Below are 26,964 nucleotides of genomic sequence, written 5' to 3' on the forward strand. Positions count from 1 at the left end.
AAACGCCGCAACGTGCAGTTTACATCGCAGTGCAGCATAATTGCGGCGAATTGCGCGCCAGAATTGCCGCAAACACAAAATAACAGCATGACTGACGCATTCGTGTAGTGCGCAGAAACGGAGTGTTCCCTAAGCCACTATCATCGCCGACAAAGAGATTATTCATGCAATTTACTCGCCGCCATACGTTGAAATTTGCCGGAATTTCTTGCGCCGCCACGGCGCTGGCCGGTGCGCTCAAGGCCGAGGGCGGCACGCCCGCCGCAAATGCCGCAACCGCCCTGCCCTTTGCCCTCACGACACCCATGCATATCGGCCAGGCAGCACTTCGCGTGCGCGATCTTGATCCGATGATCGATTATTACCGTTCGGTGCTTGGCATGAACGAGGTGGGACGCACGGCCAGAGGCGTGACGCTTGGCGTCGGCACCGTGCCGCTGCTCGATCTCGTGCACAAACCGGCGGCCGACTACGAAAGCCCCACCTCCGCCGGCCTGTTCCACATCGCCTATCTGATGCCCTCCCGCAAGGATCTTGCCCGCTGGCTGGTGCACGCGGCGCTCCGGCAGGTGCCGCTTTCGGGTTTTGCCGACCATAATGTCAGCGAAGCGGTCTATCTCAACGATCCAGAGGGCAACGGTATCGAGGTTTACAGCGACCGCCCGCAGGACGCATGGGTCTGGAGCGGCCGGGTGGTGAAAATGGGCACCGAACCGCTTGATGTCGATAATCTAGTGGCGCTGACCGACACCAAAACCGACCATTATGAGGTCGCACCGGCGGGAATGCGCATCGGCCATATTCACCTGCGGGTCGGCGAAATCGCCACCGCCCGCGGCTTTTATGAAGCCGCCGTCGGCCTGCAACCGACGCAGGATGCGCGTTCGGACGCATCGTTCCTCTCCTCCGGCGGCTATCACCATCATCTGGCGGTGAATACATGGAACAGCCGGGGGGCGAAGGAACGCAACGCCACAGAGACCGGCCTCGACTGGTTTTCACTCACTGTCCGAAATCCCGACGATCTCGAAGCGCAGAAGACCAGGCTGCGGGCCGCCGCTTATGTGCTGGTGGAGATGGAGAACGATGTGGTGGAAGCGATTGATCCGTGGGGCACGCGACTGCGGCTGGTGCCGGCTTGAGTGAGCACAAAAACACGCACACTGCGTGATTGACAGTTGCGGCAAGTGAAGCGTTTACCAGAATTCGTAGCCCCCCTCTTCTCGTCATTCCGGCCTTGAGCCGGAATCCAGTCGGCACGCGTCTGCGCGACAGGAAGGGTTCCTTTCAGCCAATGACTTGGGCTGGCTGGATACCGGCTCGAGGCCGGCATGACGTAGGAGGTTTGCTCCCCGGAAACAACTACCAGCAAGATCGCCGCATCAAACTATGAAGCCAATGGAAAGAAAGCCTTGCGAGGCCACGGCAGCGGCCTCGCAAGGCATTCCATCCGGTACAGGAAACCGGATGGTGGGGTCTGGTGAGAGCCCTTGGTTGTTTCGTAAAACATAGCAAAATGCCGCGCATTGTCGCTCACCCGAATGGGTGATACGGCGAGATAAATTCACATTGAGCAAAAGTCGGGACTGATCCCCGGAAAAGCCGCCTCAGACAGCTTCGCGCAACTGTTCGGCGGTCTGCAAATCGACCGATACCAGTTGCGACACGCCCTGTTCGGCCATGGTGACGCCGAAGAGGCGGTTCATGCGCGCCATGGTGATGGGATTGTGGGTGATGATGACGAAACGCGTCTCCGTCGAGGCCACCATCTCGTCCATCAGGTTGCAGTAGCGCTCGACATTGTGGTCGTCGAGCGGCGCGTCCACCTCGTCAAGCACGCAGATCGGTGCTGGATTGGTGAGGAAGACCGCGAAAATCAGCGCCATGGCCGTCAAAGCCTGCTCGCCGCCCGAAAGCAGCGTCATGGTCTGCGGTTTCTTGCCCGGAGGACGGGCGAGGATTTCCAGCCCCGCCTCCAGCGGATCGTCGGATTCGATCAGCTGCAATTCCGCCGTGCCGCCGCCGAAAAGATGGGTGAACAGCCGCTGGAACTGCGAATTGACCACATCGAAGGCGGCAATCAGTCGTTCGCGGCCTTCGCGGTTGAGGCTCTGGATGCCGGCGCGGAGTTTCCGCACGGCGTCGATGATGTCGTCGCGTTCCTTGATCAGCGCCGCAAGCTTGGCGGAAAGCTCGGCCTGCTCCTCCTCGGCGCGCAGATTGACCGCGCCAAGCCTCTCGCGCTCGATCTTCAAGCGGTCGAGATCGCGCTCGACATCGCGGATATCGGGCTTCGGCTGGTCAGGGCCAAGGCCGGTCAGGCGCAGCGCCATATGCGGCTCGGTATTCAGCGTCTCACGGATGCGATGTTCGGTTTCCTGCCGTTTTTCGCGGGCCGACACCAGTCGCTCTTCGGCACGGCCGCGCTTTTCGCGGGCTTCGGCCAGTTCGGAAAGCGCCGTCGTGGCGGTGCGGTCGGCGACGCGTTGCAGGTTTTCCGCCTCGGCCAGCCGGTCGGCGGCTTCCCGGCGGGCGTCTTCGGTTTTCTGAAGCTCGTTGAGGAGATTGCGGCGTTTCTCGTCGAATTCCTCCGGCGCTATGTCCAGCTCGGCGATTTCCTCACGCGCCTCTTCCTCGCGTTCGCGCAGGGTGGCTATATGATCGGCTGCACTGGCCGCGCGCGAGCCCCAAGTGGCGCGCTCCTGCGCAATCGCCTGCAGCCGGCGCTGGCGGCTTTCGGCCTCGCGGCTCACACCTTCATGACGGGCGCGAGCTTCCGCCAAAAGACCGCGATCGGTAGCGACTTCAAGCTGGCTTTCACGCAGCTTCAGGTCGAGGACGGAGAGATCGGGAGCGTCCTCGATTTCGATGCGGGCATTTTCTTCCTGAACGGCGATCTCGTCGATCTGCGCGCCGATCTGGTTCAGCGCCTCGGAAACGATATCCCGGCGGCGCAGCAGATCGCCCGAGGCCCGTTCGGCTGATGTCAGCGCCTCGCGCGCTTCGGCAAGCTGGCGTGTCGCCAAGCGGTTTCTGTCGCGCACCTCCGAAAGCCGCATTTCGGCGCTTCGGATGTCTTCGGTTTTGATGGTTAGCTGTTCTTCAGCCTCTTCGAGGCCATAACGAGCTTCGTCGAGTTCGGTCTCGATTTCCGCAAGGCGATTTTTCTGCGCCAGACGCAGGGCGGCGGCTCCCGGCGCATCGGCGCTGGCGATATGGCCATCCCAGCGAAACAGCGCGCCCTCGCGCGTCACCAGCCGCTGGCCGGGTTTCAGCTGTGGCATCAGGCGCAGAGCCTCCGCGGTGTCGGCAACGACGCCGATCTGGACGAGCGAGCGCCGCAGCGCATTCGGCGCCTGCGCGTAGTCCAGAAGTGGTTTCACACCCGGCGGCAGGGCAGGATCGCCCGCCCCATCGCCATTGCCGGCCCAATAGGCGGCAGCGGCGGGGTCGAGCGAGCTTTCGAGATCGTCACCAAGGGCCGCCCCCAGCGCCGCTTCAAACCCGCGCTCCACCGTCATCTCCTCAGCCACCGGTGTGAAGCTGCCATTGGCGGCGGCGCTGGAGGCGAGGATTTTGGTGATGGTGCGCGCTTCGGTTTCCAGCGCGTTCAGCCGGTTTCTCGCCGTCTCCAGCGGTCCGCGCGCCAGTGCTTCGGCGGAACGCGCCGCAGCGACGGCGGCTTCCGCCTCCTCCGCCACGATCAGCGCATCCTCAACCGCGATCTCGGCTGCCTCGACCGCTTCGCGGCGTTCCGAAGGATCGGGAAGGCCGGCGAGTTTTTCATCGATGGCGTCGATCTCGGACGATGCTTCCTGCGACTGGCGTTCCAGCCGCAGCTTGCGATCAGAAAGATCGCGGATCGTCTTTTCCAATTGCTGACGGGAGGCGGCAGCCTGCGCGCGCTCGGCGGTGATGGCGGTGAAAACGGCTTCGCTCTCGGTGAGTTTGACGGCCGCAGCCTCGAAGGCCTCCCGCAGTTCTTCACCGTGACGGCCCTGATCCGACAGGATTTCGAGAAGGTCGGCCTCTTCTTCATCGAGCCGGGCAAGGATCTGGGCATTATCCGAGACAAGCCGTTCCTCGCGAACGATATCCTCGCCAAGCTGCGACAGACGACGGGCCAGCTCGTCGCGGCGGCGCAGCAGGCGGTTTGCCTCGTCATCCAGTTGGGTGCGGGCGATTTGCAGGCGTTGCAGGGCGGCGGCGACGCGGGCCTCGTTCTCACGCAGCTCCGGCAGCTTCAGGCTGGCGATGCCCTGCTGTTTTGCCGCTTCCATCTGCGCTTGCACCTTTTCGGCGACGATGTTGGTGGCCTGATTGAGCGCGTTTTCCCCTTCGCCTTCCGCCTCCTTCGCCTCCACCCAGCGAATGTGCAGAAGCGTCGCTTCGCGGGAACGGATATCCGCCGACAGCATCTTGAAACGGTTCGCCTGCCGCGCCTGGCGTTTCAGGCTTTCAATCTGGCTTTCCAGCTGCGAGGTTACGTCCTCCAGCCGCTCGAGATTGGTCTCGGCGGCGCGCAGGCGAAGCTCCGCCTCGTGGCGGCGGGAATGCAGGCCGGAAATGCCGGCGGCCTCTTCCAGCAACTGGCGGCGGGCCTGCGGCTTGGCGTTGATGAGTTCGCCGATGCGCCCCTGCCCCACCATCGAGGGCGAGCGCGCGCCGGTGGAGGCATCCGCAAACAGCAGCTGCACATCCTTGGCGCGGGCTTCCTTGCCGTTGATGCGGTAGACCGAGCCGTTTTCGCGCTCGATGCGGCGCGTGACCTGAATTTCATCGGCATCGTTGAAGGCGGCTGGGGCGGTGCGGTCGGAATTGTCGAGGTAGAGACCAACTTCGGCGGTGTTGCGGGCCGGGCGATTGCCGGAACCGGAGAAGATGACGTCATCCATGCCGGATGCGCGCATGTTCTTGTAGGAATTTTCGCCCATCACCCAGCGCAGCGCTTCGACCAGATTGGACTTGCCGCAGCCGTTAGGGCCGACGACGCCGGTCAAGCCCGGCTCAATGATGAATTCCGATGGTTCGACGAAGGATTTAAAACCGACGACGCGCAGCTTGTTGAACTTCATGCCGCCATGCTCCGCCTAAACACACGGCAATAAAAAACGGGCGAGCGGAGATATCCGCCGCCCGTCTCTTTCGGGGTTCGGCGATCAGAGCAGCTTGTCGATGACAGCCGACATGGTTTCAACCGACATGTCTCCTGCGTATTTCTTGCCGTTGATGATGAAAGTCGGCGTGGAGTTGATGCCGAATTCCGTCGCACCGCGTTGCATGGTTGCGTTCACATCATCCAGAAGTTTCTGGTTCGTCAAGCAGGCCTCGAAAGACTCCTGTGAGAAACCGGCCATTTTAGACAATTGCAGCAGAGCGCCGCGGGCATCCTGCGCCGTGGCCCAGCCCTGCTGCTGCTTGAACAGCATGGAAACGAACGGGAAATACTGACCTTCCGGTGCGCAACGCGCCAGCATGAAGGCGGCAGCGGCACGCGGATCGAACGGGAATTCGCGCAGCACGAAATAGACCTTGCCGGTATCGATGTATTTCTTCTTGATCTCGTCAAAGGTCTTGTTGTGGAAATTGGCGCAATGCGGGCAGGTCATCGACATATATTCGACGATCTTGACGGGCGCGTTGGCATCACCGAGCGCTGCTTCCGGCAGCGGGCCGGGCTTCATCACCGCAGCCATATCCACATCACCGGTGGACTGGGGCAATTCCTGCGCTTCGGCGATGCCGGGCGCAAAGGCAAACGGCAGGGCTGCGGCAACGGCGGCAAGGGCAACACCGCCAAGCAGGCTGCGACGGGAAATGGTCAGTTCGGGAAAATGCATGAAAGCACCTGTTGGTAATAGACTCTATTGTCTGTTGATTCCGATATAGCGACGGCCTGTTCATCACAAGCGGGGTTTTGAACTCTTCCTGTCAAAGAATTGTGACCAGTCAAGGACGGCACCTCTTTCATCAAATTGTCTTGCGCCCCGGCTTCCTCTGCAAAACCGCCGTGCCAAGTCTTTCCACCGCCTTGCGCAGCGCCTCGCTCTCGATGCCTTGCATCATGTCATCGAGACGTTTTGCCGCATCACCGCGCAGCGGCGGCGGTTTTCTTTTGCGGGCAATGGTTTGGGAAACCGGCTTCTGCACGATCCTGATCTGGCGCACCGCCGGAAAACCAAAAAAGCCATTGATCCGGGCGATGAGTTCGCCCTGCGCATGGGTGAGGAACAAGGCGCGTGCACCTTCGCAGGCAATCGTCAGCACACCCGGCTGATAGCCACCGCGATCCGGCCCCTCGTCGCGGCGCGGCCAGGTGATTTTTTCCGGGCGGGTGCAATCGGCAAAGTCATCGCCGGCGATCTCGTCCCATGAGCCAAGCAGCGCCGTATTGATGCCGGCGCGTTTCGACAGCACCGGATCCATGATGCCATTGGCGACTTCGGCGATCTGTACCACGCCCTTCTTGTATCCGACGCCCTTCTGGGGATAACGCATGTTTCACTCGCGATTTTTGACCGCACCATCGGGGTGTTCTTGATCGGCCGGTCCTGATGTCCCAACTATAGGCCGAATCCAACGGAAACGGCAAACCATGCTCCAGAAAACCGACCCGCCGTCTCACGCGCAGATGCTGCTGGCATGGTACGACCGCCACCATCGCGAGTTGCCGTGGCGCACCTCCCCGGCCATGGCTGCCAAGGGAAACCGCGCCGATCCCTATCATGTCTGGTTGTCCGAAGTCATGCTGCAGCAGACGACGGTGCAGGCGGTTAAACCCTATTTCCTGAAGTTTCTCGCCGCATGGCCAACCGTCAGCGATCTGGCGGCGGCGCCGGTCGAGGATGTGATGGCCGCATGGGCGGGGCTTGGGTATTATGCTCGTGCCCGCAACCTTAAAAAATGCGCGGAAGCCGTGGCGAAAGAGCATGGCGGCGTCTTGCCGGATACCGAAGAGGGCCTGAAAAAGCTGCCCGGCATCGGCGATTACACCTCCGCCGCCGTGGCGGCAATCGCGTTTAACCGGCAGGCGGCTGTCATGGACGGCAATGTCGAGCGCGTCATCTCCCGCCTGTTTGCCATCGATGCCCCCCTGCCCGGCTCCAAACCCGCCATGAAGGCAAAGGTGGCCGCGCTCACCCCTGCCGACCGGCCCGGCGATTTTGCCCAGGCGATGATGGATCTCGGCGCGACGATCTGCACGCCGAAGCGGCCGGCCTGCGCGCTCTGTCCGTTCAACGGCCAGTGTCTGGCGCTTGCCGATGACGAGCCGGAGCGTTTTCCGGTCAAGCCTGCGAAAAAGGCAAAGCCGGTGCGGCTTGGCGCCGCCTTCGTGGCGGTGAATACCAGCGGCGAAATCCTGCTGCGGCGGCGCATCGACAGCGGGCTTCTCGGCGGCATGACCGAGGTGCCGACAACGGCATGGACCGCCCGCGTGGATGGCGGCACGGAGACGAACCACGCGCCCTTTGCCGCCGGCTGGCAGGCGGCGGGCGTCATCGTGCATGTCTTCACCCATTTCGAGCTGCGGCTCACCGTCTATCGCGTGCAGGTGCCGGATAGCCTCAAAACAGGGCTGGATGACGGATGGTGGGAGCCGGTTACAAATCTTGACGCGCAGGCGCTGCCAACGGTGATGAAAAAAGTCATTGCGCAGGCTATTCCATCCGCATTCGATGAACGCAGGAAATTTCGATGACCAAGATTGAGCATATCGTATTCGACATCGGCAAAGTGCTGATCCACTACGATCCGCATCTCCCCTACAGCCGTCTCATTCCCGATGCCGACGAGCGCCAATGGTTCTTCGACAATGTCTGCACCCATGACTGGAACCTCGAACAGGATCGCGGTCGCCGCTGGGAGGATGCCGAAGCGCTGTTGCTGGAGCAGTTTCCCGAACGGGAAGAACATATTCGCGCCTTCCGCAAATTCTGGCACGAGATGGTCTCGCATTCCTATGATGACAGCGTCGCGATCATGGTTGGCCTGATCGACAGTGGCCACGATGTGACGATGCTCACCAATTTCGCCTCCGACACGTTTCGTGAGGCGCAAAAGATGTTTCCCTTCCTCACTCTGCCGCGCGGCGTGACGGTTTCGGGCGATGTGAAGCTGCTGAAACCTGACGTGGCGATCTACGATCTGCACGCCAAGGAATTCGGCCTCAATCCCGCTGCCAGCATCTTCATCGACGACACTCTGGCGAATGTGGAAGGCGCAAAACAAGCCGGCTGGCAAGCGCTGCATTTCACCGGCGCGGAAAAGCTGCGGCAGGACCTGCGGGCCTATGGGGTAGATGCCTGAATATGACAAAACGGGCAGCTCCTATGGAGTTGCCCGTTCCTTGAGATTTTACCGGAAAACCGGCGTTCAGCCCTGTGCGAAGGGCACGGCGACGTAGGTTTGCGAATCGCCGCGCTGGATGAGCAGCAGAACGGATTTGCGACCGGCCTTGCCGGCCTGCGCAATGGCCGCCTTGGCATCACCCGCCGATTTCACCGCGGTCTGATTGACTGAAACGATCACATCTCCCGCCTGCAAACCGGCCTCGGCGGCGGGTTTGGAGGGTGTCACGCTTTCGACGATCGTACCCTTCTCATCCTGCGGGAGATTGAGGGCTTCACGGATCGCCGGGGTGATATCGGCCAGTCCGATACCGATCATCGGCAGGGCTTGCGATGAGGCGTCGCCCTTTTGCTGGCCATTGTCAGGGGATGCCTGTGCGCTCTGGCCATCATTGCCACCCACGGTGAGAAGCAAGTCTTTCGTCTCGCCCTGGCGCCAGACTGTAACGTGTTCCTTCTGGCCCGGCGACAGATCGGCGACCATGCGCGACAGGTCGCGCGGGGACTTGATCGCCTGGCCGCCGAGCGCGGTAATCACGTCGCCGGTCTTGATGCCGGCGCGGCCTGCGGGCGTGCTCGCTTCCACCTTGGCGACCAGCGCACCTTCCGGCGTGGCAAGGCCGATGGCGTTGGCCACGTCAGGCGTCACCGGCTGTATCTGGACGCCAATGAAGCCGTGGTGGATCGACCCATCCTTCATCAGGCGGACGACGACATTCTGCGCCTGATCGGAAGGAATGGCGAAACCGACACCGACGCTGCCGCCATTCGGTGAATAGATCGCCGTGTTGATGCCGACGACCTTGCCTTCGACATCGACCAGCGGACCGCCGGAATTGCCGTGATTGATCGGCGCGTCGATCTGGATAAAATCGTCATAGGGTCCGCTGTGTAGATCGCGACCACGGGCCGAGACGATGCCGGCCGTGACCGTGGTGCCGATGCCGAACGGATTGCCGATCGCCAATATCTGATCGCCGGCCTTCAGCCTGTCGGAATCCCCCCAGGAAATCACCGCCAGCGGCTTGGAAGCGGTGATCTTGAGGACCGCCAGATCGGATTTCGGATCGGCGCCGACAAGCGTGGCGGGAAGTTCCGTGCCATCATCCAACGTCACCTTGATGGAGGTGGCATTGTCGATGACGTGATTGTTGGTGACGATATAGCCGTCCGGCGAGATGATGAAGCCGGAACCCAGCGCTTCCGCGATCTGGGGTTGACGCTGCTGCGGCTGCTGTTGCGGCAGGGGAATGCCCTGCTCGCCGAAGAACTGCCGAAACTGCTGGTCAAACGGCGTGGTGTCATCGGTCGCCTGTTCCTGCGTTTTCATTTCGGTGGTGACGGTCACCACCGCCGGCTTGTCGGCGGTAACGATCCCGGCGAAGGAACCGCCCGAAGTCACCGGACCGGGAACGGCCGATAATCCGGCCTGGGCAAAAGCGGGGGTGTTATGCAGAAAGATGGGCATTGCCAGCGGTGCGGCGACAAAGGCTGCGCCAAGCAAAGCTGCAATGCGATATCTTCGTAGAATGCCGGACATGACGTTTCTCCTTTCAAGGACATGCTCAAGGCCTCAGCCATCGGGGAGCAGGCTTGCCCGCACCCCATGCATCCGGCCGGGCACATGGTTTTTTGAGTTTTCGATCGTTTCTTTCGAAATCCGCGCAACCCCGAACGGGGTGATATTCCTGAAGGCCGGAGGGCGGGTCGTAACGTTGTCACCGCTCTCCGGCACTATTCGTGGCAGCCTGGTCTGTCCTCATGCTGCCGAGGACAGAATAGCCCCGGTCAGCTCATTCGAACGATATTCCGGTCAAGTTGCCGGACTTCGCCCTGAAGCGTGGCAAACGCCTTCATGGGAATATAGCCACGATGCATGTCGGCGGTTTTCAATGCCTGGGTGCGGATTGCGGAAGCTTCGTTTTCGAGCCTGTTGAATGCGCTTGCGGTCAACTTGCCCTGCTGGCGTTCGAAGTCGATCCTGTGGTCAGCGACGCGAAGCTCATGGAGAACGCGAACCAGATGCGGCCTCTGTCCGTAAGCGGCGGGGCCGGTATAGCCGGTATACATGTCGTTCATGAACAGGTCGTCATCGTTATGGCGGAAGAAATGTCTCCCACCCCGATCGAAATCGTGGGACCGCTCGCTATGCATTCCGCCGGAACCGGAATGCTCGCCATGCGAATGTCCGGCCGCGAAAGCACCGCCGGTGGCGGCCGCCAGAATGAAGGATGCAATTGTGACTGTTTTGAAAAGCGAGCGCATGGCACGCCTCCTTATTCATCGCAGGTCTGCGCCTTGCGAATCCGGCTGTCTCGCATCGTCGCGTCGCGATCGTTTCCGGTCACCGGCGATACTCAGCCTGGGAGAATATGTACTCCCCGCCGTGTGTAGCGTCACGTTAATCTTCCGTAACGCGCAGGACATCTAATGTTAAGGCAAGGGAACTCGTCTTGGCCGGGCGAGCCGCTATGGAGCGGCGCAGGAACGCCTGCGGAGACCGCATAAAGAAAATTGGCGCAGGCGGAAATGGCGGTCTCCGGCCTGCGCCAGTCCTGCCGCAAGCGGCATGGGACAGCAATGTTTTCGTGATCTGTCCGAACCGGATTTTCACAACCACTGCTTTGATCAAGACAGTATGGGCCGTCTCTTGCGCGAAACTTGTCTGGCTAAAATAATATATTCGAAAATACCAAAGCCCGACACCGAGGTGCCGGGCTTTGGTCGTTCTCCATCCGGGACTGAAGGTACTAAACCGGACGGAGACGTATTCTGACAAGGGCGGGCGGTGGATCGTCCGTCTCCAGCCTCCAAGGCTTTTGACTATTCGGCCTTTGCCATTTCACTGCGGATGATGGTTCTCAAATCGTCGATCGGCTTCAATTCGTCGCCGTCCTCGAAATGCCAGAATGTCCATCCGTTGCATGCGTCGAGACCCTGCACCTTCGCGCCGAGGCGGTGAATGGAGCCGGCAGTCCCGCCGGATGCCAAAGTACCATCGGCACGAATAATGGCGCTATAACGGCGCTTTGCATCCGTCAGAACCTGGCCGGGACGGACGAGGCCGCTTTCCACCAGCGTGTTGAAGGCAACGCGCGGCTCAGCCTTCTTGCCCGTCATGACGGTCAGTTCCGCCTTGCCGAGCGGTTCGACGGCGGCGATGCGGGCAGAGGCCGCGTCGATATAATCCTGTTCGCGCTCGATGCCGACGAAGTGGCGGCCAAGACGTTTTGCAACAGCACCCGTGGTGCCGGAACCGAAGAACGGGTCGAGCACGATGTCACCCGGCTTGGTGGACGCCATGATGATGCGCGCCAGCAAGGCTTCCGGCTTCTGGGTGGGATGCACCTTCTTGCCGTCGTCACCCTTCAGCCGCTCATGGCCGCTGCAGATGGGGAACAGCCAGTCGGAGCGCATCTGCACATCGTCGTTGGAGGCCTTCAGGGCGTCGTAGTTGAAGGTATATCCCTTGGCTTTCGGATCGCGGCTGGCCCAGATCATCGTCTCATGGGCATTCTGGAAACGGCGGCCCTTGAAATTGGGCATGGGGTTGGTCTTGCGCCAGACGATATCGTTGAGGATCCAGAAATCGAGGTTCTGGAGCATGGAGCCGACGCGGAAGATATTGTGATAGGAGCCGATGACCCAGATGGTGCCATTGGGTTTCAGTACGCGGCGGCAGGCGAGCAGCCAGGCGCGGGTAAACGCATCATAGGCCTCGAAGGAGGCGAACTGGTCCCATTCGTCATCGACAGCATCGACCAGCGACTGATCGGGCCGATGCAGCGTGCCGCCAAGCTGGAGATTATAGGGCGGATCGGCGAAAATCGCATCCACCGACTGGCTCGGGAGGGCATCCAAGGCAGCGACACAATCACCTTTGATGATGCTGTCTTTCCAGGCGTCACTCTCGCCCGCACGATCAAAACCGGCACGCCGAAAATCGGCCAGCGGAAAAACTGCTGCCATTGGTACTCGCTCCATACGCTTACTCTCTACTGACGCTTATGGTTACCGAAGATGGTTATCAAAGCCTGAACAAGTCACGGAAAACGCAAAATAAATAGCTTTTGACGCTGACAGGTGGGATTTGCGGCGGCGGGCGGGGAACCCGAAGCGGCACGAAAACGTTGTGCACAACGGGTTAGTCTGTCGCGCTGTTCTGCGCTTCAGGAAGAAGGCAATCGCAAGGGGTGATCCGCAATGGGGTCGATGATGAAAATGGCTTGTTTTTCCGCACATATCGTATGCGCTGCGCTTGTCGTTGCGGCGCTGCCGTCGCCATTGCGGGCGCAGGCGCCGACGGCGCAATTTAACGTGGTGACGGATGCGATACTGTTCGATGGCGGCCCTTCGCTTGGAAACAGCAACAAGGTGCGTTGGGATTTCTACAAGGCGGACCGGGCCGGAGCGCGCACCGATGAGAATGCCGGGGGCTCCTATGACGCCACCTTCGAGGCGAAGCTGCCGGCCGGCAAATATGTCGGCGTGGCGGCGCTGGGCAATGTCACCCGCGAAATTGCCTTCGAGGTGAAGGACGGGAGCATTGCAAGACCGAAGGTTAATTTCGATGCGGCGGAACTGACTGTCGTACCGAAACGCAGCCCTGATGGCGATGTGGAAAGCCAGGCGAAAACCGAAATCACCAAGGGGGATTTTAGGGATAGCGTCTACGGCCAGAATGCGGTCTTCGTGCCGGCGGGCGAGATTGTTCTCACTGGCAGCATCGGCCCGGCAAAGGCGCAGGAAACACTTGCCGTCAAGGCGGGCGAGACGATCAGCCACGAGCTTGTCATCCCCAGTGGCGTGGTGGTAGCCAGGGCGGTTTATGCGCAGGACGGCAAAGCTGTTGAAACGGACGAGATCCGTTTTGAGGCGATGTCGGCCAAGGAAACGCTTGATGGCACGCGCCAGACCATCAACGGGACTTACGGCACCGGTAAGATGATGGAAATGCCCGCCGGCGATTTCGTGATGCGCGCCCGTCTCGGCAAGGTGACGGTGGAGCAGCCATTCACCGTGACCGCCGGAAAGCGGTCCGAGATCACCATCAACCTCGATGCGGGCGTTCTGGCGATCACGGCTCCGGGCGCGGAGCGGATCGATATCGTCGAGACGACCAAAGACCTTCAGGGCACGCAGAAGGAAATTTCCGGCCGCTACGGCACACAGCATCAGGAAACCCTGCATCCCGGCGACTATTCGGTAAAGGTGAGCTACGACAAGAAATCCGGCCGCGACCCCAAGGAAATCAAGGCGACGGTCAAGGCCGCCGAGAGAACCGAGACGAATGTGGCGGAGTAGGTGCAAGCCGCTTCCCGGCCGGGCGCGCTGGCGGCTCGCCGATTTTTACGCCGGCGAACCCTGACGCCGCGATGCGGTCGCACAATCTGATCCACTGGCAACCGCGACAGGCCTGCCGGATATCTCCGGCGGCGAAAGCGAGACGCATTTTCGCCAGAAAGTCCGGTGTCGCCCGCAGCCGTTTTCCGGGGGCGAGCGTCTCGCCCAGAAGCGCCGAAACCGAAAGCCGGGCCGCCTCGTCCCGCTGCACCACACCCTCGTTGAAACAGTGGGCATGGCTTTCGCAGAGCAGGCCGGTGCAGATATCATCCGGTCCGTCCACCAGTTCGATATCCTCTTCGCCCGCATTCAGGCGGGCGGCGACACGGTCGTAATTTTCGACGAAGCCGGACGTGTAGCCTTTGCCCACATAGGTCAGCATGCAGAGAAGGTGGTGGGGGCGAAGGCGGACAGTCACAGCCACCGCCTATCCGACAATCGCGAAGGCGTCGCGCACCGAGCCGGACGAGGTGCGGATCGCCTTGCGGCCGATCCATTGCACATGTCCGTCGAGAATGCGCACCGCCTCCTCCGCCCTGCCACCGCGCAGCGCGTCGATGATCGCCCGGTGGTCGGTATCGGTGCGGCGCTCCCAGCCGGCCCGCCAGGCGGAAAACAGGAAGCGGGCGCTTGCCGCATGCAGACCGTCGATCGCTTCCATCAGGCGCGGCATGTTGCAGGGCGCGGTGATGAGCCGGTGGAAGCGGCGGTTGGCCTCTTCCCAGTGCTGCACATCGACGGCGCTGTCGCCTTCGAGCGTTGCGGCCTCGGCCTGATCGAGAATGGCAGGGGTCATGTTGGGAATGGCGTGGCGCAGCGCCAGAACCTCAAGGGCTGCGCGCATTTCCGCCACCTCGCGCACATCCTCAAGGCCGAAATCCGCGACCCTGACACCCCGGCGCGGAATGCTGGCGGCCAGACCCTGCGCTTCCAGCCTGCGGAACGCTTCGCGCACCGGCACATGCGACGCGCCGAATTCGGCGGCGATATGATCCTGCCGCAGGCGTTCGCCCGGCGACAGCTCACCGCGAACGATGCGCTCGGCGAGCGTGCGGCTGATGCGTGCGGCAATGGTGTCTTCAGGTCGTGATTTCACTGGCTTGGGCATAATATCCCATAACGCATATGGCGCGAGACTGTGTAGCGGTTTTTGCACGCCGGAAATAAGCAACAGCGAATATTTAAAGCCGTACAGGCACTTGCTGAAGCCGGATCAAGCTATGAGCCTGATGGGACCGACCCTTGCGGGTGAGCCGGTTGAGCTTGGCGCGGACATGGTCTAAAAGCCCGGCATCACTTTTCCAAGCAAATTCGATACAGGGAGCGCCCATGAGCGGCTTCGACCTCATTATTTTCGACTGCGACGGCGTTCTGGTCGATTCCGAAATCATCGCGGCACAGGTGGAATCCCGCCTTTTGACCGAGGCCGGTTATCCGATCTCCGTCGAGGAAATGGGCGAGCGCTTTGCCGGCATGACCTGGAAAAACATCCTTTTGCAGGTGGAAAAGGAAGCCAGCATTCCGCTGTCCGCCTCCCTCCTCGACAAGTCGGAAAAGCTGCTCGATGCGCGGCTGGAACGCGATGTGAAGATCATCGAGGGCGTCAAGTTCGCGCTGTCGCGCCTGACCACGCCGCGCTGCATCTGCTCGAATTCCTCCAGCGCCCGCCTCGACATGATGCTGACGAAGGTGGGCCTGAAGCCCTATTTCGCGCCGCATATCTATTCCGCCAAGGACCTCGGCGCTGATCGTGTGAAGCCGAAGCCGGACATTTTCCTGCATGGCGCGGCCCAGTTCGGCGTCTCCCCCGACCGCGTCGTCGTCATCGAGGATTCCGTGCACGGCATCCACGGCGCGAAAGCCGCCGGCATGCGCGTCATCGGCTTTACCGGCGCATCCCACACCTATCCGAGCCATGCCGACCGGCTGACCGATGCAGGCGCGGAAACGGTGATTTCGCGCATGCAGGACCTACCGGCCGTGATTGCGGCGATGGCGGAATGGGAAGGCGCTTTTTGAGTTGTGAAAGCGCTTCTTTCATGATTTGAGTGGCTACATTGATCTTTCAATAAATGTAGCTACATTAATTCATGAAAATCATATGGGACGAGCCCAAGAGGCTCGCCAATATCGAGAAGCACGGCTTCGACTTTGCAGATATCGATGGCTTTGACTGGGAGAACGCCATCATCGAGAAAAGCTTGGCCGAATCGGGAAGTTCGCGCTTCAAAGCGATAGGACATTTCCGGAACGGGACTGTGGCCGTTGTTTTTGCGACTGTCGGAACAGAAGCGATATCCATCATCAGCTTCCGTCGGGCGAGCTCCCAGGAAAGAAGGATGTTGCCATGGCAAAAGCTGCAAAACTGAAAGAATTCAAACCCGGACGCGGCTATACCGAAGCGGACTGGAACGCGGTCGATTTTCCGGAAATGACGGAAGAGGAACTCGCCAATACGCGTCCTGCCCGGGACGTTTTGCCGCCCGCTTTTTTTGAAGCAATTAATGAATACCGAAAGACACGTGGCCGCCCGCCGGTAGATAAACCAAAGAAACAGGTGACGCTGCGCCTCGATGAAGACGTGGTGGAGCGTTTTCGTAACAGTGGCAAAGGATGGCAAAGCCGCATCAATGAGGCCTTACGAAAGGCAGCAGGCATTTAAATTCGTTGCCACTCAACAGAAAACCGGAGCCTGCAGAAGCAGCCTCCGGTTTTTTTCATCTAGCCCGTCAAATCACCGGCGCTTGGTCTTTGCCTTGGCGCTCTCGCCGCCGAAGCCGATATAGACGCTGACCGACTTCGGCGCGCCGCCCGGGCCATTGGGAATGGCAACGTGGTCATTGTTGAAGATGAACTGAGTGCCGGCCTGACCTGCCGGGACATCGATGGCGAAATTGGTCGTTTCGCCGTAGATTTCGCCGTCACCATCTTTCACCGTCACGCGGATGGGAACCGTCACGCGGCCGGGCTTGGCCATGGGGCCGGGAACGAGGCGACCCTGCGCCAGCACGTTGACCGTCAGCGTCGATTCGTTGGCGCTGCACGAACGCGTCGTGTCGGAGAGCGAAACCTGATAGACGAGTTTCTGCGGATCGTCCTTGGCGCCGCCGGCATAAACGCGGTGGACGGCGCTGGCGTCGAGAACCGTGACCGTCGGGCAATTGGCCTGCACCACCGGGGCAACGGCATTGGCCTGCGCCGCCGGAGGGTTGATGGCAAGCGAGTCCGCTGGATTGGAAGAATTGCACCCTGCAACGACGGCGAGAAGCGACATCGCGGCGGACAAACGCAAGAAATTCCCTGACACTCTTCTAATTCCCTCTCCATTGTCCCGGAACCGAACCGGAGACGCTGTTTATTGACCTTTCACGCAGGTTGGCGATGGTCTATAGCAGCGACGCCGGAAAAAATCGATTGGCATGTTCGGTTTTGCTTGAATTTTCAAAAAAGCCGTTCATGACCTCGCCAATCGCCTCATTTCCGTGAGACGCTGCCGATAAAGACGCCGGTAAGAACGGTAAGGACAAGGGACTATCTCGTGAAATATGTATCGACCCGGGGTGCGGCCCCTTCGCTTGGTTTCTGCGACGCGCTTCTGGCGGGCCTTGGCCGTGATGGCGGGCTTTACGTGCCGCGCGAATGGCCTTCCATGTCGAAAAAGGAAATCCGCAACCTGCGCGGCAAATCCTATCAGGACGTCGCCTTCGAGGTTCTCTACCGTTTCACCGGCGGCGAAATTCCGGCAGACAAGTTCAAGGCGATGATCGACGATGCCTATTCGACCTTCCGCCACCCTGCCGTCGTGCCGCTGACGCAGACCGGCCCGAACACCTTCGTGCTGGAGCTTTTCCACGGCACCACGCTCGCCTTCAAGGACGTGGCGATGCAGCTTCTCGCCCGGTTGATGGATTACACGCTGACTGAACGCGGCGAGCGCGCCACCATTGTCGGCGCAACCTCCGGCGATACCGGCGGCGCGGCGATCGACGCCTTTGCCGGCCGTGAGCGCACCGACATTTTCATCCTTTTCCCGAACGGCAAGGTCTCGCCGGTGCAGCAGCGCCAGATGACGACGTCCACCGCTTCCAACGTGCATGCGCTGGCGATCAACGGTAATTTCGACGATTGCCAGACGCTGGTCAAAGACATGTTCAACGACGTGAAGTTCCGCGATGGCGTGAAGCTTTCCGGCGTCAACTCCATCAACTGGGCGCGCATCATGGCGCAGGTGGTTTATTATTTCACCGCGTCGCTGTCGCTCGGTGGGCCGGACCGGAAGATTTCCTTCACCGTTCCGACCGGCAATTTCGGCGATATCTTCGCCGGTTACGTCGCCAAGAAGATGGGCCTGCCGATCGACAAGCTCGTCATCGCCACCAATGACAACGACATTCTGGCGCGCACGCTGAAAACAGGCCGTTACGAGATGCGCGGTGTGCAGCCCACCACCTCGCCCTCAATGGACATCCAGATCTCGTCCAACTTCGAGCGGTTGCTGTTTGAAGCCTATGGCCGTGATTCCGCTGCGGTAAAGGCGTCGATGGACGGCCTGAAGCAGTCCGGCGCGTTTGAAATTCCGCCGGCGGCCCTGAAATTCATCAGACGAGATTTCCGCGCCGGCCGCGCCACCGAAAAGCAGGTGGCGGCGACGATCCGTGAGACGCTTGAGAAAACCGGATACCTGATCGACCCGCATACGGCGACCGGCGTTTTCGTGGCAGCAAAGCACGAAAAGGCCTCCAGCCCGATGGTGGTTCTGTCTACCGCGCACCCGGCTAAATTCCCGGCGGCTGTAAAATCCGCTTGCGCAATCGAGCCTGCGCTTCCAGTATGGCTAGCTGACATTATGAACCGGGAGGAGCGTTTCGACATTCTGGACGCAGAGCTGAAAGCCGTGGAAACCTTCATCGGCCAACATGCACGCGCCGGCAAATAGAGACGCGGAAAGACGTTGAGTATGAGAGTTAATGTGACCCGGCTTTCGTCCGGGTTGACCGTTGTGACGGAGAGAATGCCGCATCTCGAAAGCGTTGCTCTTGGGGTGTGGATCAAATCCGGGTCCCGCAACGAGACGACTGCCGAACACGGCATCGCCCATCTTCTCGAACATATGGCCTTCAAGGGCACGGCACGCCGCACCGCAAGGCAGATCGCCGAAGAAATCGAAAATGTCGGCGGCGAAGTCAACGCGGCGACATCGACGGAAACAACCTCCTACTACGCCCGGGTCCTGAAAGACCACGTCCCGCTCGCCGTCGATATCCTTGCCGATATCCTGACGGAATCGCTCTTCGACGAAGACGAGCTGGAGCGCGAGAAAAACGTCATCCTCCAGGAAATCGGCGCTGCGACCGATACGCCTGATGACGTGATCTTCGATAATTTCTCCGGTGTCGCCTATCGCGACCAGACCATTGGTCGGCCGATCCTCGGCACGCCGGAAACCGTTCAATCCTTCACCAGTGGTCAGATCCGGCATTATCTTGCCCGCAATTATACGACGGACCGCATCTTCGTTGTCGCGGCAGGCGCTGTCGATCACGAAAGCTTCGTGAAGCAGGTGGAAGAGCGTTTTGCCTCGCTGCCGCTCGTTCCGGCAGCAACACCCGTCATGGAAAAGGCGATCTATACCGGCGGCGAAATCCGTGAGACCCGAGACCTGATGGACGCCCAGGTGCTGCTCGGTTTCGAGGGCAAGGCCTATCACGCCCGTGATTTTTATTGTTCGCAGATTCTGGCCAATATTCTCGGCGGCGGCATGTCATCGCGCCTCTTCCAGGAAGTGCGCGAGGCGCGCGGCCTTTGTTATTCCGTTTATGCCTTCCATTGGGGTTTTTCCGATACCGGCATCTTCGGCGTGCATGCGGCGACCGGCGGCAACGACCTGCCGGAACTGATGCCCGTCATCGTTGACGAGTTGCGCAAGTCTTCCCAAACCATCCATCAGGAAGAAATCGACCGCGCCCGCGCGCAAATCCGTGCACAATTGCTGATGGGACAGGAAAGCCCCGCCGCCCGCGCCGGCCAGATGGCCCGGCAGATGATGCTTTACGGCCGGCCCATCCCCAATGAGGAGATGATGGAGCGCCTGAACGACATCACGCGCGAACGCCTGACCGATCTTGCGGGACGGCTGTTTTTCGATACAGTTCCGACATTGTCCGCAATTGGCCCGCTCGAACATCTGCCGCCTCTTTCAGACATCACTGCCGCGCTTTCCGCGCAGCAGCCTGCAAGGATAAAGGCGAACGGCTGAGAATGGCGGTTTCTTCCGCACAGGGATGGTGAATGCTGCGTTTTCTTTCCCGACATAGCGACACGCCCGAACTGCGCAGCGCCGACTATCTTCTCAGACTGCCGCGCTACAGCGATTTCAGGCAATGGCACGTGCTGCGCTCCGAAAGCCGGCAGTTTCTCCAGCCGTGGGAACCCACGTGGCGGCCGGATGAACTGACGGAAGGCTCCTACCGCACGCGCGTGGTGCGCAACGGGCAGGAATTTTCCTCCGGCACCGCCGTCTCGTTTCTGCTGTTCGAAAAAGAGACGCTGCTCGTCGGCGGCATCACCATCGGATACATTCGCCGGGGCGCTGCGCAGAGCTGCATGATCGGCTACTGGGTGGGCGAGCGCCACGCGGCACGAGGCCATATGTCTGCCGCATTAAAATTGGTAATACCATACATCTTTAACGGACTTCAGTTGCACCGTATCGAGGCAGCCTGTATTCCGGAAAACTTCAAAAGCATCCGGCTTCTCGAAAATGCCGGTTTCCAGCGGGAAGGCCTCTTGCGGGAATATCTGAAAATCAATGGCCAATGGCGGGATCATATGATGTTTTCCCTTCTTGCCGACCAGCAAAGCTCCGGCGGAACGAAGTACGATACATGACCTACATTCATCCTGAGCAATGCCTCACGAAACGTCTGGCGGCAATTGCGCTGGCTGTACCGTTTTTCCTGCTGTTCCTGCTTTTCTCTTCCTATTCCTACGCCTTCGAGCCGGTGAAGATTTCCCGCGACGACACGGCGCTTGATCTCACCGCCACCACCGATATCTACGCCAATCAGGGTGAGGCCTTTCAGGTCTCGACCGCGCCCGGCCCCGACGGCATCCGCCGCCGCATCGAGGTGCGCGCCAGCTCCACCGACCACCAGGGCGACTGGGCGGTGTTTGCGCTTGCCAACGTCTCCGAGGAGCAGCTGGAGCGCGTCATCGTCGCACCGCATTTCCGTCTGGTGAACTCCAAGCTGTTCTGGCCCGATCTCGGCTCGCAGCGCATCATCGCGATTACGCCGAGCGAAGGCTTCGCGCTCGACCGACAGCCAAGCCCGGATGCCGACGTGTTCCGCATCACGCTCAACCCCGGCTCCGTCATCACCTTCGTCGCCGAGCTTTCGACGCCGCAGCTGCCGCAGATCTATCTGTGGGAGCCGGAAGCCTACAAGGACACGATCAACGCCTTTACGCTTTATCGCGGTATCGTGCTTGGCATCGCCGGCCTGCTGGCCGTGCTTTTGACCATCCTGTTCGTCGTCAAGGGAACCTCGGTACTGCCGGCGTCGGCCGCACTCGCCTGGGCGGTTCTCGCCTATATCTGCGTCGATTTCGGCTTTCTCGAAAAGCTCATCACCGTCACCTCGAGCGATCAGCGAATATGGAGGGCGGGCGCGGAAGTCGCGCTCGCCTCCAGCTTCGTGGTCTTCCTCTTCACCTATCTCAACCTCAACCGCTGGCATGCGCATCTGGGTTATGCGACATTTGCCTGGGTGGTGGGTCTGGCGCTGCTGTTCGGCGTCGCCATCTACGATCCTTCGGTTGCCTCCGGCATTGCCCGCGTGTCCTTTGCGCTGACCGCAACGGCCGGCATCGCGCTCATCATCTATCTCGGTTTCAACAAATATGACCGGGCCATTCTCCTGGTTCCATCATGGGCGTTGATCCTCGTCTGGCTGTTCGGCGGTTGGCTGACGGTGACGGGGCAGCTGGACAATGACATCGTGCAGCCGGCGCTCGGCGGCGGGCTGGTGCTGATCGTGCTTCTGATCGGCTTTACCGTCATCCAGCACGCCTTTGCCGGCAGCGCCTATCAGCAGGGCCTGTTCTCCGATCTCGAACGGCAATCTCTCGCCTTGACCGGCAGCGGCGATACCGTGTGGGACTGGGATGTGACGCGCGACCGCATCGTCACCACGCCTGACATTTCCAACCGGCTGGGGCTGGAGCCCGGCACCATGCATGGCGCCGCGCGCAACTGGTTGCCGCGCCTGCATCCTGACGATCGCGACCGGTTCAAGGCGACGCTCGACGTGCTGCTCGACCATCGCAAGGGCCGTCTCAACCACGAATTCCGCATTCGCGCCGAAGACGGACATTTCCACTGGCTGCAAATCCGCGCCCGCCCGGTACTCGGCTCCAACGGCGAAATCATCCGCTGCGTCGGCACTATTACTGATATTACCGAGCAGAAGAATTCGGTCGAGCGGCTGTTGCAGGATGCGATGAACGACAATCTGACCGGGCTTCCGAACCGGCAGGTGTTCCTCGACCGCCTGCAATCGATCCTCAATCTCTCGCCCGATAGCGAGGCCGTGCGCCCGACCGTGATGGCCATCGATATCGACCGTTACAAGCTGGTCAACGATACGCTGGGGATTGCTGCCGGCGACAATATCCTCATTGCACTGACACGGCGTCTGCGCCGCCTGCTGAAACCGCAGGATACGCTGGCGCGTCTCGGCGGCGATGAATTCGGTCTGATCCTGACCTCCGAACGTGATCCGCAGCGTGTGGCCGATTTTGCCGATGCGGTGAACAAGGCGATCATGGTGCCGATCAATTTCGCCAATCGCGAAATCATCCTCACCGCCTCCATCGGCCTCGTCTCGTGGATCGACCAGCAGGAAAGTGCGGCTGGTCTTCTGAGCGACGCCGAACTGGCCATGTACCGCGCCAAGCGCGCCGGCGGCAACCGCGTCGAGCCGTTCCGCCCCGCTTTCCGCACATCAGGCACCGACCGCCTGCAGATGGAAAGCGACCTGCGCCGCGCCATCGAGCGCAAGGAGTTGTCGCTGGCCTACCAGCCGATCGTCAAGCTTGATGATGGCGAGTTGGCCGGTTTCGAGGCGCTGATGCGCTGGGAGCACCCCAAGCGCGGCAATATTCCGCCGAGCGAGTTCATCCCCATCGCGGAAGCCTCCGGCCTGATCGAACCGCTCGGCATGTTCGCGCTGGAGCGGGCAGCAACCGACCTGATGGACTGGCAGCACGCCATCGAGAAGATGCCGATCTTCATTTCCGTCAATATTTCCAGCGCGCAATTGCTGAACAATGAATTGTACAACGATGTGCGCAGCATGCTGACGCGCACCCGCTGCAATCCGCAACAGCTGAAGCTGGAACTGACGGAATCGGTTGTCATGGAGAACCCGGAACAGGCCCGGCTGGTGCTTTCCAAGCTGAAGGAAACCGGCCTCAGCCTTGCCATGGACGATTTCGGCACCGGCTATTCGTCGCTTGCCTATCTCACCCGTTTCCCCTTCGACACCATCAAGCTCGACAAGGCGCTGGTGGCCAATACCAGCGACAAGCGCAACGTGCTGTTGCGCTCGGTCATCGCCATGGCGCGGGCGCTCGACATGCAGGTCGTGGCGGAAGGCATTGAAACGCCTGAGGATGCGGCGGAACTGGCACGCATGAATTGCCATTTTGGGCAAAGCTTCATGTTCGGCACGCCCGTTTCCGGCGATGCGGCGCTGAAGCAGCTTCGCGAGCGTTTCCAGCCGACGAAACGGGCTTCGTGAGGGGATAGCAGGGGCAATGCGACCTGCTTTAGACGAACGCGACGTCATCCCTCGGGCTTGTCCCGAGGATCTAATCACGCATCCTAAAATGACCGTTGGCAGATCCTCGGGACAAGCACGAGGATGACGGAGGAAAGATTATTCCTTCTCCTCAAAAGTCTTGGATCTTTATAGCCACGTGCCAAATCTTCACTGAACCATCGCCCCATACTGCGCATCCGCGGCCACCTTCCCATGCAGCAGGTCGTGAATGAATTCCATCTTAGCCACCACCGGCGGCGTCAGCACGAAGGGATAGAGGTCCGCCTCCCCCATGCTGCGCTGGATGGAATTGATGGCGACGCTGAGCGGGATCCATGCCTTGACCAGTTGCGCGGCGCTGCGGGCCTTATAGGGATCGAACGTGACCTCGGCTGCCATTTCCTCATGCCCGTCAGGATCGATCGCGACGCCGAAGGCGCGGGCGGTCTCGAGCGTATCAACGATATGAAGGTAGTGGGCGAAACATTCGGCAAAATCTTCCCAGGGGTGGACGGAGGCATACGAGCTTATGAACGTCTCCTGCCAGTCGGGGCGCGGCCCCTGTTCGTAATTGCGTTGCAACGCCGCGCCGTAGTCCTCGCGGTCATCACCAAACACCGCTCGGCAGGCCTCCAGCCGGTTCGCATCACGCACCAGCTTGTTCCAGATGAAATGCCCGACCTCATGGCGGAAGTGGCCAAGCAGGGTTCGATACGGCTCATTCATGTTGGCACGCACCTGCTCGCGCGTCACATCGTCGGCTTCCGCGGCGCGGATGGCGATCAGGCCCTCATCATGCCCGGTCATCGCCGGAATGACGGACCCATCGGGCGCCACCTCATCGACCAGAAAGTCGAAGACAAGTCCACCGGCTGGATCAACATCACGGTTGGGATGTGGCAGGCCGAGCCGCAGGATCGAATAAAACAGATGCCGCTGCGCCTGGCTGATGCGACGCCACTGTTCGATCCCCTGCTCTGTCGCAATGTCCGGCACCAGACGATTATGGCTGCAGGCCGGGCAGAAGGCGCTGTCGCTTTGCGCCGGCACCGCCCAATTGCAGATGCCGTTCACTTCATTGGCGCAGAAACGCACCTGTTTTTGCGGCTCCGCGACAATCTGCCAGTTCGGTTCGCCGGCCGGCGCCAGCGCTTCCATGGAAAGGCGCTCGGGCACGAAGGCAAGGCGGTGGCCGCAGGCGACGCAGAAACGATTGTCGAAATGAACCGGCTGGCCGCAGGATGCGCAGGAGAAAAGTCTCATTGATGAAACCCTTGCGATGGATCAGTTGGGTGAGAACAAACATACGGTGTCACTGTGAACGAGGTAACAAACCCATCGTTCCGGCCCCATACGACAAGAGCGCATGTGCAATAACACATGCGCTCCGAGCGCCGCATCGTTTCAGAGGCGGAAGACCGTCAGCCGGCATTACATCCGGTCGACAGCGCCCTTGACGGCATCCTTGGCCTTGCCGACGCTCTTTTGTACCTTGCCCTTGGTTTCCTGAGCGGCACCCTTGGCGCGCAGCTCGTTATTGCCGGTGGCTTCACCGACGCTCTTCTTGACCTTACCGGCAACTTCGTTTGCCGTACCGGAAATCTTGTCTGATGTGCTACCCATCTTACTGCTCCCTGGTTGAGCCGTACTGTCTGTGCGGCTTTCCGGGTGACTAACGTGAGGGGGCAGGATTTGGTTCCCACCTATAATTATAGGCGGGCGACGGAAAATTTACGCGTATCAATTCAGGCATGGCCGGCATCGGTGGAGAGCATGCGCGCATCAACGCCCATCAGGGCCAGCGCCCGCTCATATTTATTGTCCAGCCCGCGATCAAAAATCAAATCTTCCGCCGCCGGGCAGTTCAGCCAGCCATTACTGGCGATCTCGTTTTCCAGCTGGCCGGGTCCCCAGCCGGCATAACCAAGCAGCATGGTGGCCCTTTGCGGGCCACGGCCGTTGGAAATGGCGCGGACAATATCCAACGTCGCCGTCAGCGAAATATCGTCGCTGACCGGAATACTGGATTCGCTCAAATAATCATCCGAATGCAGCACGAAGCCGCGGCCGGATTCCACAGGACCGCCACACTGGATCGGAAATTCGCGGGTGCGGTTGGGCAGCATGATGGCGTCATTGCTGTCCACCAGTTTCAGGTGCAGAAGAATGTCCGTAAACGTGATCTGCTGCGGCCGGTTGATGATGAAGCCCATGGCGCCGGCATCCGAATGGGCGCAGATATAGATCACCGCACGGGCAAAATTACCGTCGTCCAGCCCCGGCATCGCCATGATGAACTGACCATCGAGAAAGCCACGTTCGCGTTTGTCCATCAGGGTTGAAAAGCTCACCGGCGCCTCCAGCAGACCGAATTCCGTGATTGAACGGAAAACGGCGTTCGCACTTCGACAAGGGACAGGATGCGGCATCGCGCCCGATCAATCAACCGAAAATGATAAACCCCACGAATTCGTAACTGGTCGACCGGGCAATGTTGGGTTAGACGGGAAGAATGAGCGCCAGGACATTCTTCCGATTTTCACATCTTCGTTTCGCGGCCCTATTCGCCGCTCTCCTCGGCGGCGCGCAAGCCGCCCGGGCCGAAATTACCGATTGGGCCAGGAGCGAAGGCGGCCAGATGCGCGTGGCAAGTCTTGCCATGGATGCGGACGGCGTGGTGCGCGGCGTGTTACAGATCGAGCCGAAAGACGGCTGGATCACCTATTGGCGCGAGCCGGGCGAAGCCGGCATTCCGCCAAAGATCACGCTCGATCCGGAAAGCGGCATGAGCCTCACCACCATGGCCTATCCCGTTCCCAAGCTCATCGAAAATGGCGACATCACCGATATCGGCTACGACCATGCCGTCAGCCTGCCTTTTCAGCTGAAAGCCACCGACCCGGCGGCCAGCGGAAAGATCGATTTCACCGCCTTTATCGGCGTGTGCCAGAATATCTGTATTCCTTTCGAGGCGACATTCTCGATCGACCGCGGCAATGCGGGTGATGACGATGGCGAGGAACGGCGTCTGCTGGAGGAAGCCCGCGAAACACTGCCCGAAGCCGCATCCGACGATTTCAAGGTCATCGATTTCCACATCACGCCGGACAAGACCATGCTCGGCGTGCAGTTGCAATTGCCGGAAAACGCGCCGAAGGAAACCGAGATATTCATCGCCGGCCCCTCCGGCTTTGCCTATTACGAACCGCAGAACATGGTGCGAGACAAGCGCAAGCTGTCCTTCTACATGAACATCAAGGGCCTGCCGAAAACCTATCAGGTGCCCGGCAACAGCTGGCCCATTCTGGTCAAATCCGGTGACCGGGCCATGGAGACGATGCTGAATTTTCCGAAGCCCTGAGCGATTTTCGCGGGGAGCGGAGCGGCCTTTTCAGTGAAGAAATTTAACTCGAAAACCGCATGACAGATTTCATTTTCGTGCTCTATAGTCG

At 60.3% G+C, this 26,964-nt stretch carries 24 protein-coding genes; 12 read left to right on the forward strand and 12 right to left on the reverse strand.

The window, feature by feature from the left end; genetic code table 11:
* The first annotated feature begins 164 nt into the window (after nucleotides 1-164).
* Nucleotides 165-1,142 carry a VOC family protein gene (locus FCH38_RS04465; RefSeq protein WP_174372957.1) on the forward strand — a complete coding sequence of 326 codons (978 nt, stop codon included), beginning with the start codon at nucleotides 165-167 and terminating at the stop codon, nucleotides 1,140-1,142.
* 465 nt (nucleotides 1,143-1,607) lie between these two features.
* Here FCH38_RS04465 and FCH38_RS04470 read toward each other — a convergent pair whose 3' ends face one another.
* The 3 genes from FCH38_RS04470 to FCH38_RS04480 form a co-directional block, all read right to left on the reverse strand.
* Nucleotides 1,608-5,075 (reverse strand): chromosome segregation SMC family protein, encoded by a 3,468-nt coding sequence (locus FCH38_RS04470; RefSeq protein ID WP_174372958.1) that lies wholly within the window; start codon nucleotides 5,073-5,075, stop codon nucleotides 1,608-1,610.
* Between the two features lie 84 nt (nucleotides 5,076-5,159).
* Nucleotides 5,160-5,840 carry a DsbA family protein gene (locus FCH38_RS04475; RefSeq protein ID WP_149898756.1) on the reverse strand — a complete coding sequence of 227 codons (681 nt, stop codon included), beginning with the start codon at nucleotides 5,838-5,840 and terminating at the stop codon, nucleotides 5,160-5,162.
* Between the two features lie 130 nt (nucleotides 5,841-5,970).
* On the reverse strand, nucleotides 5,971-6,498 hold the full coding sequence (locus tag FCH38_RS04480; protein ID WP_153513318.1) for a DUF721 domain-containing protein: 528 nt from the start codon (nucleotides 6,496-6,498) through the stop codon (nucleotides 5,971-5,973).
* A gap of 97 nt (nucleotides 6,499-6,595) precedes the next feature.
* Between FCH38_RS04480 and mutY the strand changes: the two genes are divergently transcribed.
* Together mutY and FCH38_RS04490 are read left to right on the forward strand one after the other, a co-directional pair.
* A complete protein-coding gene (gene mutY, locus FCH38_RS04485) occupies nucleotides 6,596-7,699 on the forward strand; it encodes an A/G-specific adenine glycosylase (protein ID WP_174372959.1) in 1,104 nt (367 codons plus the stop codon).
* Nucleotides 7,696-8,307 carry an HAD family hydrolase gene (locus FCH38_RS04490; protein WP_153513316.1) on the forward strand — a complete coding sequence of 204 codons (612 nt, stop codon included), beginning with the start codon at nucleotides 7,696-7,698 and terminating at the stop codon, nucleotides 8,305-8,307. The genes mutY and FCH38_RS04490 overlap by 4 nt, the downstream gene beginning before the upstream one ends.
* A gap of 66 nt (nucleotides 8,308-8,373) precedes the next feature.
* Here FCH38_RS04490 and FCH38_RS04495 read toward each other — a convergent pair whose 3' ends face one another.
* The 3 genes from FCH38_RS04495 to FCH38_RS04505 form a co-directional block, all read right to left on the reverse strand.
* A complete protein-coding gene (locus FCH38_RS04495; protein ID WP_174372960.1) occupies nucleotides 8,374-9,888 on the reverse strand; it encodes a DegQ family serine endoprotease in 1,515 nt (504 codons plus the stop codon).
* A 248-nt stretch (nucleotides 9,889-10,136) separates the two neighbouring features.
* Nucleotides 10,137-10,613 (reverse strand): hypothetical protein, encoded by a 477-nt coding sequence (locus FCH38_RS04500; RefSeq protein ID WP_153513314.1) that lies wholly within the window; start codon nucleotides 10,611-10,613, stop codon nucleotides 10,137-10,139.
* 558 nt (nucleotides 10,614-11,171) lie between these two features.
* Nucleotides 11,172-12,317, reverse strand: a complete 1,146-nt coding sequence (locus FCH38_RS04505) for a site-specific DNA-methyltransferase (RefSeq protein WP_149898750.1) — start codon at nucleotides 12,315-12,317, stop codon at nucleotides 11,172-11,174.
* Nucleotides 12,318-12,551: 234 nt separating this feature from the next.
* Here FCH38_RS04505 and FCH38_RS04510 point away from each other — a divergent pair, with 234 nt between their 5' ends.
* Entirely contained in the window at nucleotides 12,552-13,652 is a 1,101-nt protein-coding gene (locus FCH38_RS04510) for a hypothetical protein (RefSeq protein ID WP_174372961.1), read from the forward strand.
* On the opposite strand, the gene FCH38_RS04515 is transcribed toward FCH38_RS04510, so the two are convergent.
* Together FCH38_RS04515 and FCH38_RS04520 are read right to left on the reverse strand one after the other, a co-directional pair.
* Nucleotides 13,612-14,073 (reverse strand): DUF1284 domain-containing protein, encoded by a 462-nt coding sequence (locus tag FCH38_RS04515; protein WP_174373132.1) that lies wholly within the window; start codon nucleotides 14,071-14,073, stop codon nucleotides 13,612-13,614. The two genes, FCH38_RS04510 and FCH38_RS04515, sit on opposite strands and share 41 nt — an antisense overlap.
* A gap of 45 nt (nucleotides 14,074-14,118) precedes the next feature.
* The gene (locus FCH38_RS04520; protein WP_174372962.1) at nucleotides 14,119-14,799 is read right to left on the reverse strand and encodes a GntR family transcriptional regulator; all 681 of its coding nucleotides are present in this window, start codon (nucleotides 14,797-14,799) and stop codon (nucleotides 14,119-14,121) included.
* 221 nt (nucleotides 14,800-15,020) lie between these two features.
* Here FCH38_RS04520 and FCH38_RS04525 point away from each other — a divergent pair, with 221 nt between their 5' ends.
* The 3 genes from FCH38_RS04525 (at nucleotide 15,021) to FCH38_RS04535 (ending at nucleotide 16,353) form a co-directional block, all read left to right on the forward strand.
* On the forward strand, nucleotides 15,021-15,710 hold the full coding sequence (locus FCH38_RS04525; RefSeq protein ID WP_174372963.1) for an HAD family hydrolase: 690 nt from the start codon (nucleotides 15,021-15,023) through the stop codon (nucleotides 15,708-15,710).
* Nucleotides 15,711-15,781: 71 nt separating this feature from the next.
* Complete coding sequence (locus FCH38_RS04530; protein ID WP_174372964.1) at nucleotides 15,782-16,060, forward strand: BrnT family toxin; 279 nt, start codon at nucleotides 15,782-15,784, stop codon at nucleotides 16,058-16,060.
* The gene (locus tag FCH38_RS04535; protein ID WP_174372965.1) at nucleotides 16,039-16,353 is read left to right on the forward strand and encodes a BrnA antitoxin family protein; all 315 of its coding nucleotides are present in this window, start codon (nucleotides 16,039-16,041) and stop codon (nucleotides 16,351-16,353) included. The genes FCH38_RS04530 and FCH38_RS04535 overlap by 22 nt, the downstream gene beginning before the upstream one ends.
* Nucleotides 16,354-16,425: 72 nt before the next feature.
* Here the strand turns inward: FCH38_RS04535 and FCH38_RS04540 are convergent, their stop codons facing one another.
* Entirely contained in the window at nucleotides 16,426-16,965 is a 540-nt protein-coding gene (locus FCH38_RS04540) for a PilZ domain-containing protein (RefSeq protein ID WP_153514139.1), read from the reverse strand.
* A 264-nt stretch (nucleotides 16,966-17,229) separates the two neighbouring features.
* Between FCH38_RS04540 and thrC the strand changes: the two genes are divergently transcribed.
* The 4 genes from thrC to FCH38_RS04560 are packed head-to-tail and all read left to right on the forward strand — an operon-like array spanning nucleotide 17,230 to nucleotide 23,491.
* On the forward strand, nucleotides 17,230-18,627 hold the full coding sequence (gene thrC, locus FCH38_RS04545; protein ID WP_174372966.1) for a threonine synthase: 1,398 nt from the start codon (nucleotides 17,230-17,232) through the stop codon (nucleotides 18,625-18,627).
* A 21-nt stretch (nucleotides 18,628-18,648) separates the two neighbouring features.
* Nucleotides 18,649-19,947 (forward strand): M16 family metallopeptidase, encoded by a 1,299-nt coding sequence (locus FCH38_RS04550; RefSeq protein ID WP_149899014.1) that lies wholly within the window; start codon nucleotides 18,649-18,651, stop codon nucleotides 19,945-19,947.
* Between the two features lie 32 nt (nucleotides 19,948-19,979).
* Entirely contained in the window at nucleotides 19,980-20,579 is a 600-nt protein-coding gene (locus FCH38_RS04555) for a GNAT family N-acetyltransferase (RefSeq protein WP_149898744.1), read from the forward strand.
* Nucleotides 20,576-23,491 carry a sensor domain-containing phosphodiesterase gene (locus tag FCH38_RS04560; RefSeq protein WP_174372967.1) on the forward strand — a complete coding sequence of 972 codons (2,916 nt, stop codon included), beginning with the start codon at nucleotides 20,576-20,578 and terminating at the stop codon, nucleotides 23,489-23,491. Before FCH38_RS04555 ends, FCH38_RS04560 begins: the two co-directional genes overlap by 4 nt.
* A gap of 189 nt (nucleotides 23,492-23,680) precedes the next feature.
* Here FCH38_RS04560 and FCH38_RS04565 read toward each other — a convergent pair whose 3' ends face one another.
* The 3 genes from FCH38_RS04565 to FCH38_RS04575 form a co-directional block, all read right to left on the reverse strand.
* A complete protein-coding gene (locus tag FCH38_RS04565; RefSeq protein WP_174372968.1) occupies nucleotides 23,681-24,775 on the reverse strand; it encodes a zinc-binding metallopeptidase family protein in 1,095 nt (364 codons plus the stop codon).
* A gap of 168 nt (nucleotides 24,776-24,943) precedes the next feature.
* On the reverse strand, nucleotides 24,944-25,135 hold the full coding sequence (locus tag FCH38_RS04570; protein WP_046798516.1) for a CsbD family protein: 192 nt from the start codon (nucleotides 25,133-25,135) through the stop codon (nucleotides 24,944-24,946).
* 122 nt (nucleotides 25,136-25,257) lie between these two features.
* Nucleotides 25,258-25,863 (reverse strand): YqgE/AlgH family protein, encoded by a 606-nt coding sequence (locus tag FCH38_RS04575; protein ID WP_174372969.1) that lies wholly within the window; start codon nucleotides 25,861-25,863, stop codon nucleotides 25,258-25,260.
* Nucleotides 25,864-26,024: 161 nt separating this feature from the next.
* On the opposite strand from FCH38_RS04575, the gene FCH38_RS04580 reads away from it, so the two are divergent.
* Nucleotides 26,025-26,873 (forward strand): protein-disulfide reductase DsbD domain-containing protein, encoded by an 849-nt coding sequence (locus tag FCH38_RS04580; protein ID WP_149898740.1) that lies wholly within the window; start codon nucleotides 26,025-26,027, stop codon nucleotides 26,871-26,873.
* The last annotated feature ends 91 nt before the right edge of the window (nucleotides 26,874-26,964 follow it).

This window comes from Agrobacterium tumefaciens (assembly GCF_013337285.1).
Lineage (GTDB): Bacteria > Pseudomonadota > Alphaproteobacteria > Rhizobiales > Rhizobiaceae > Agrobacterium > Agrobacterium burrii.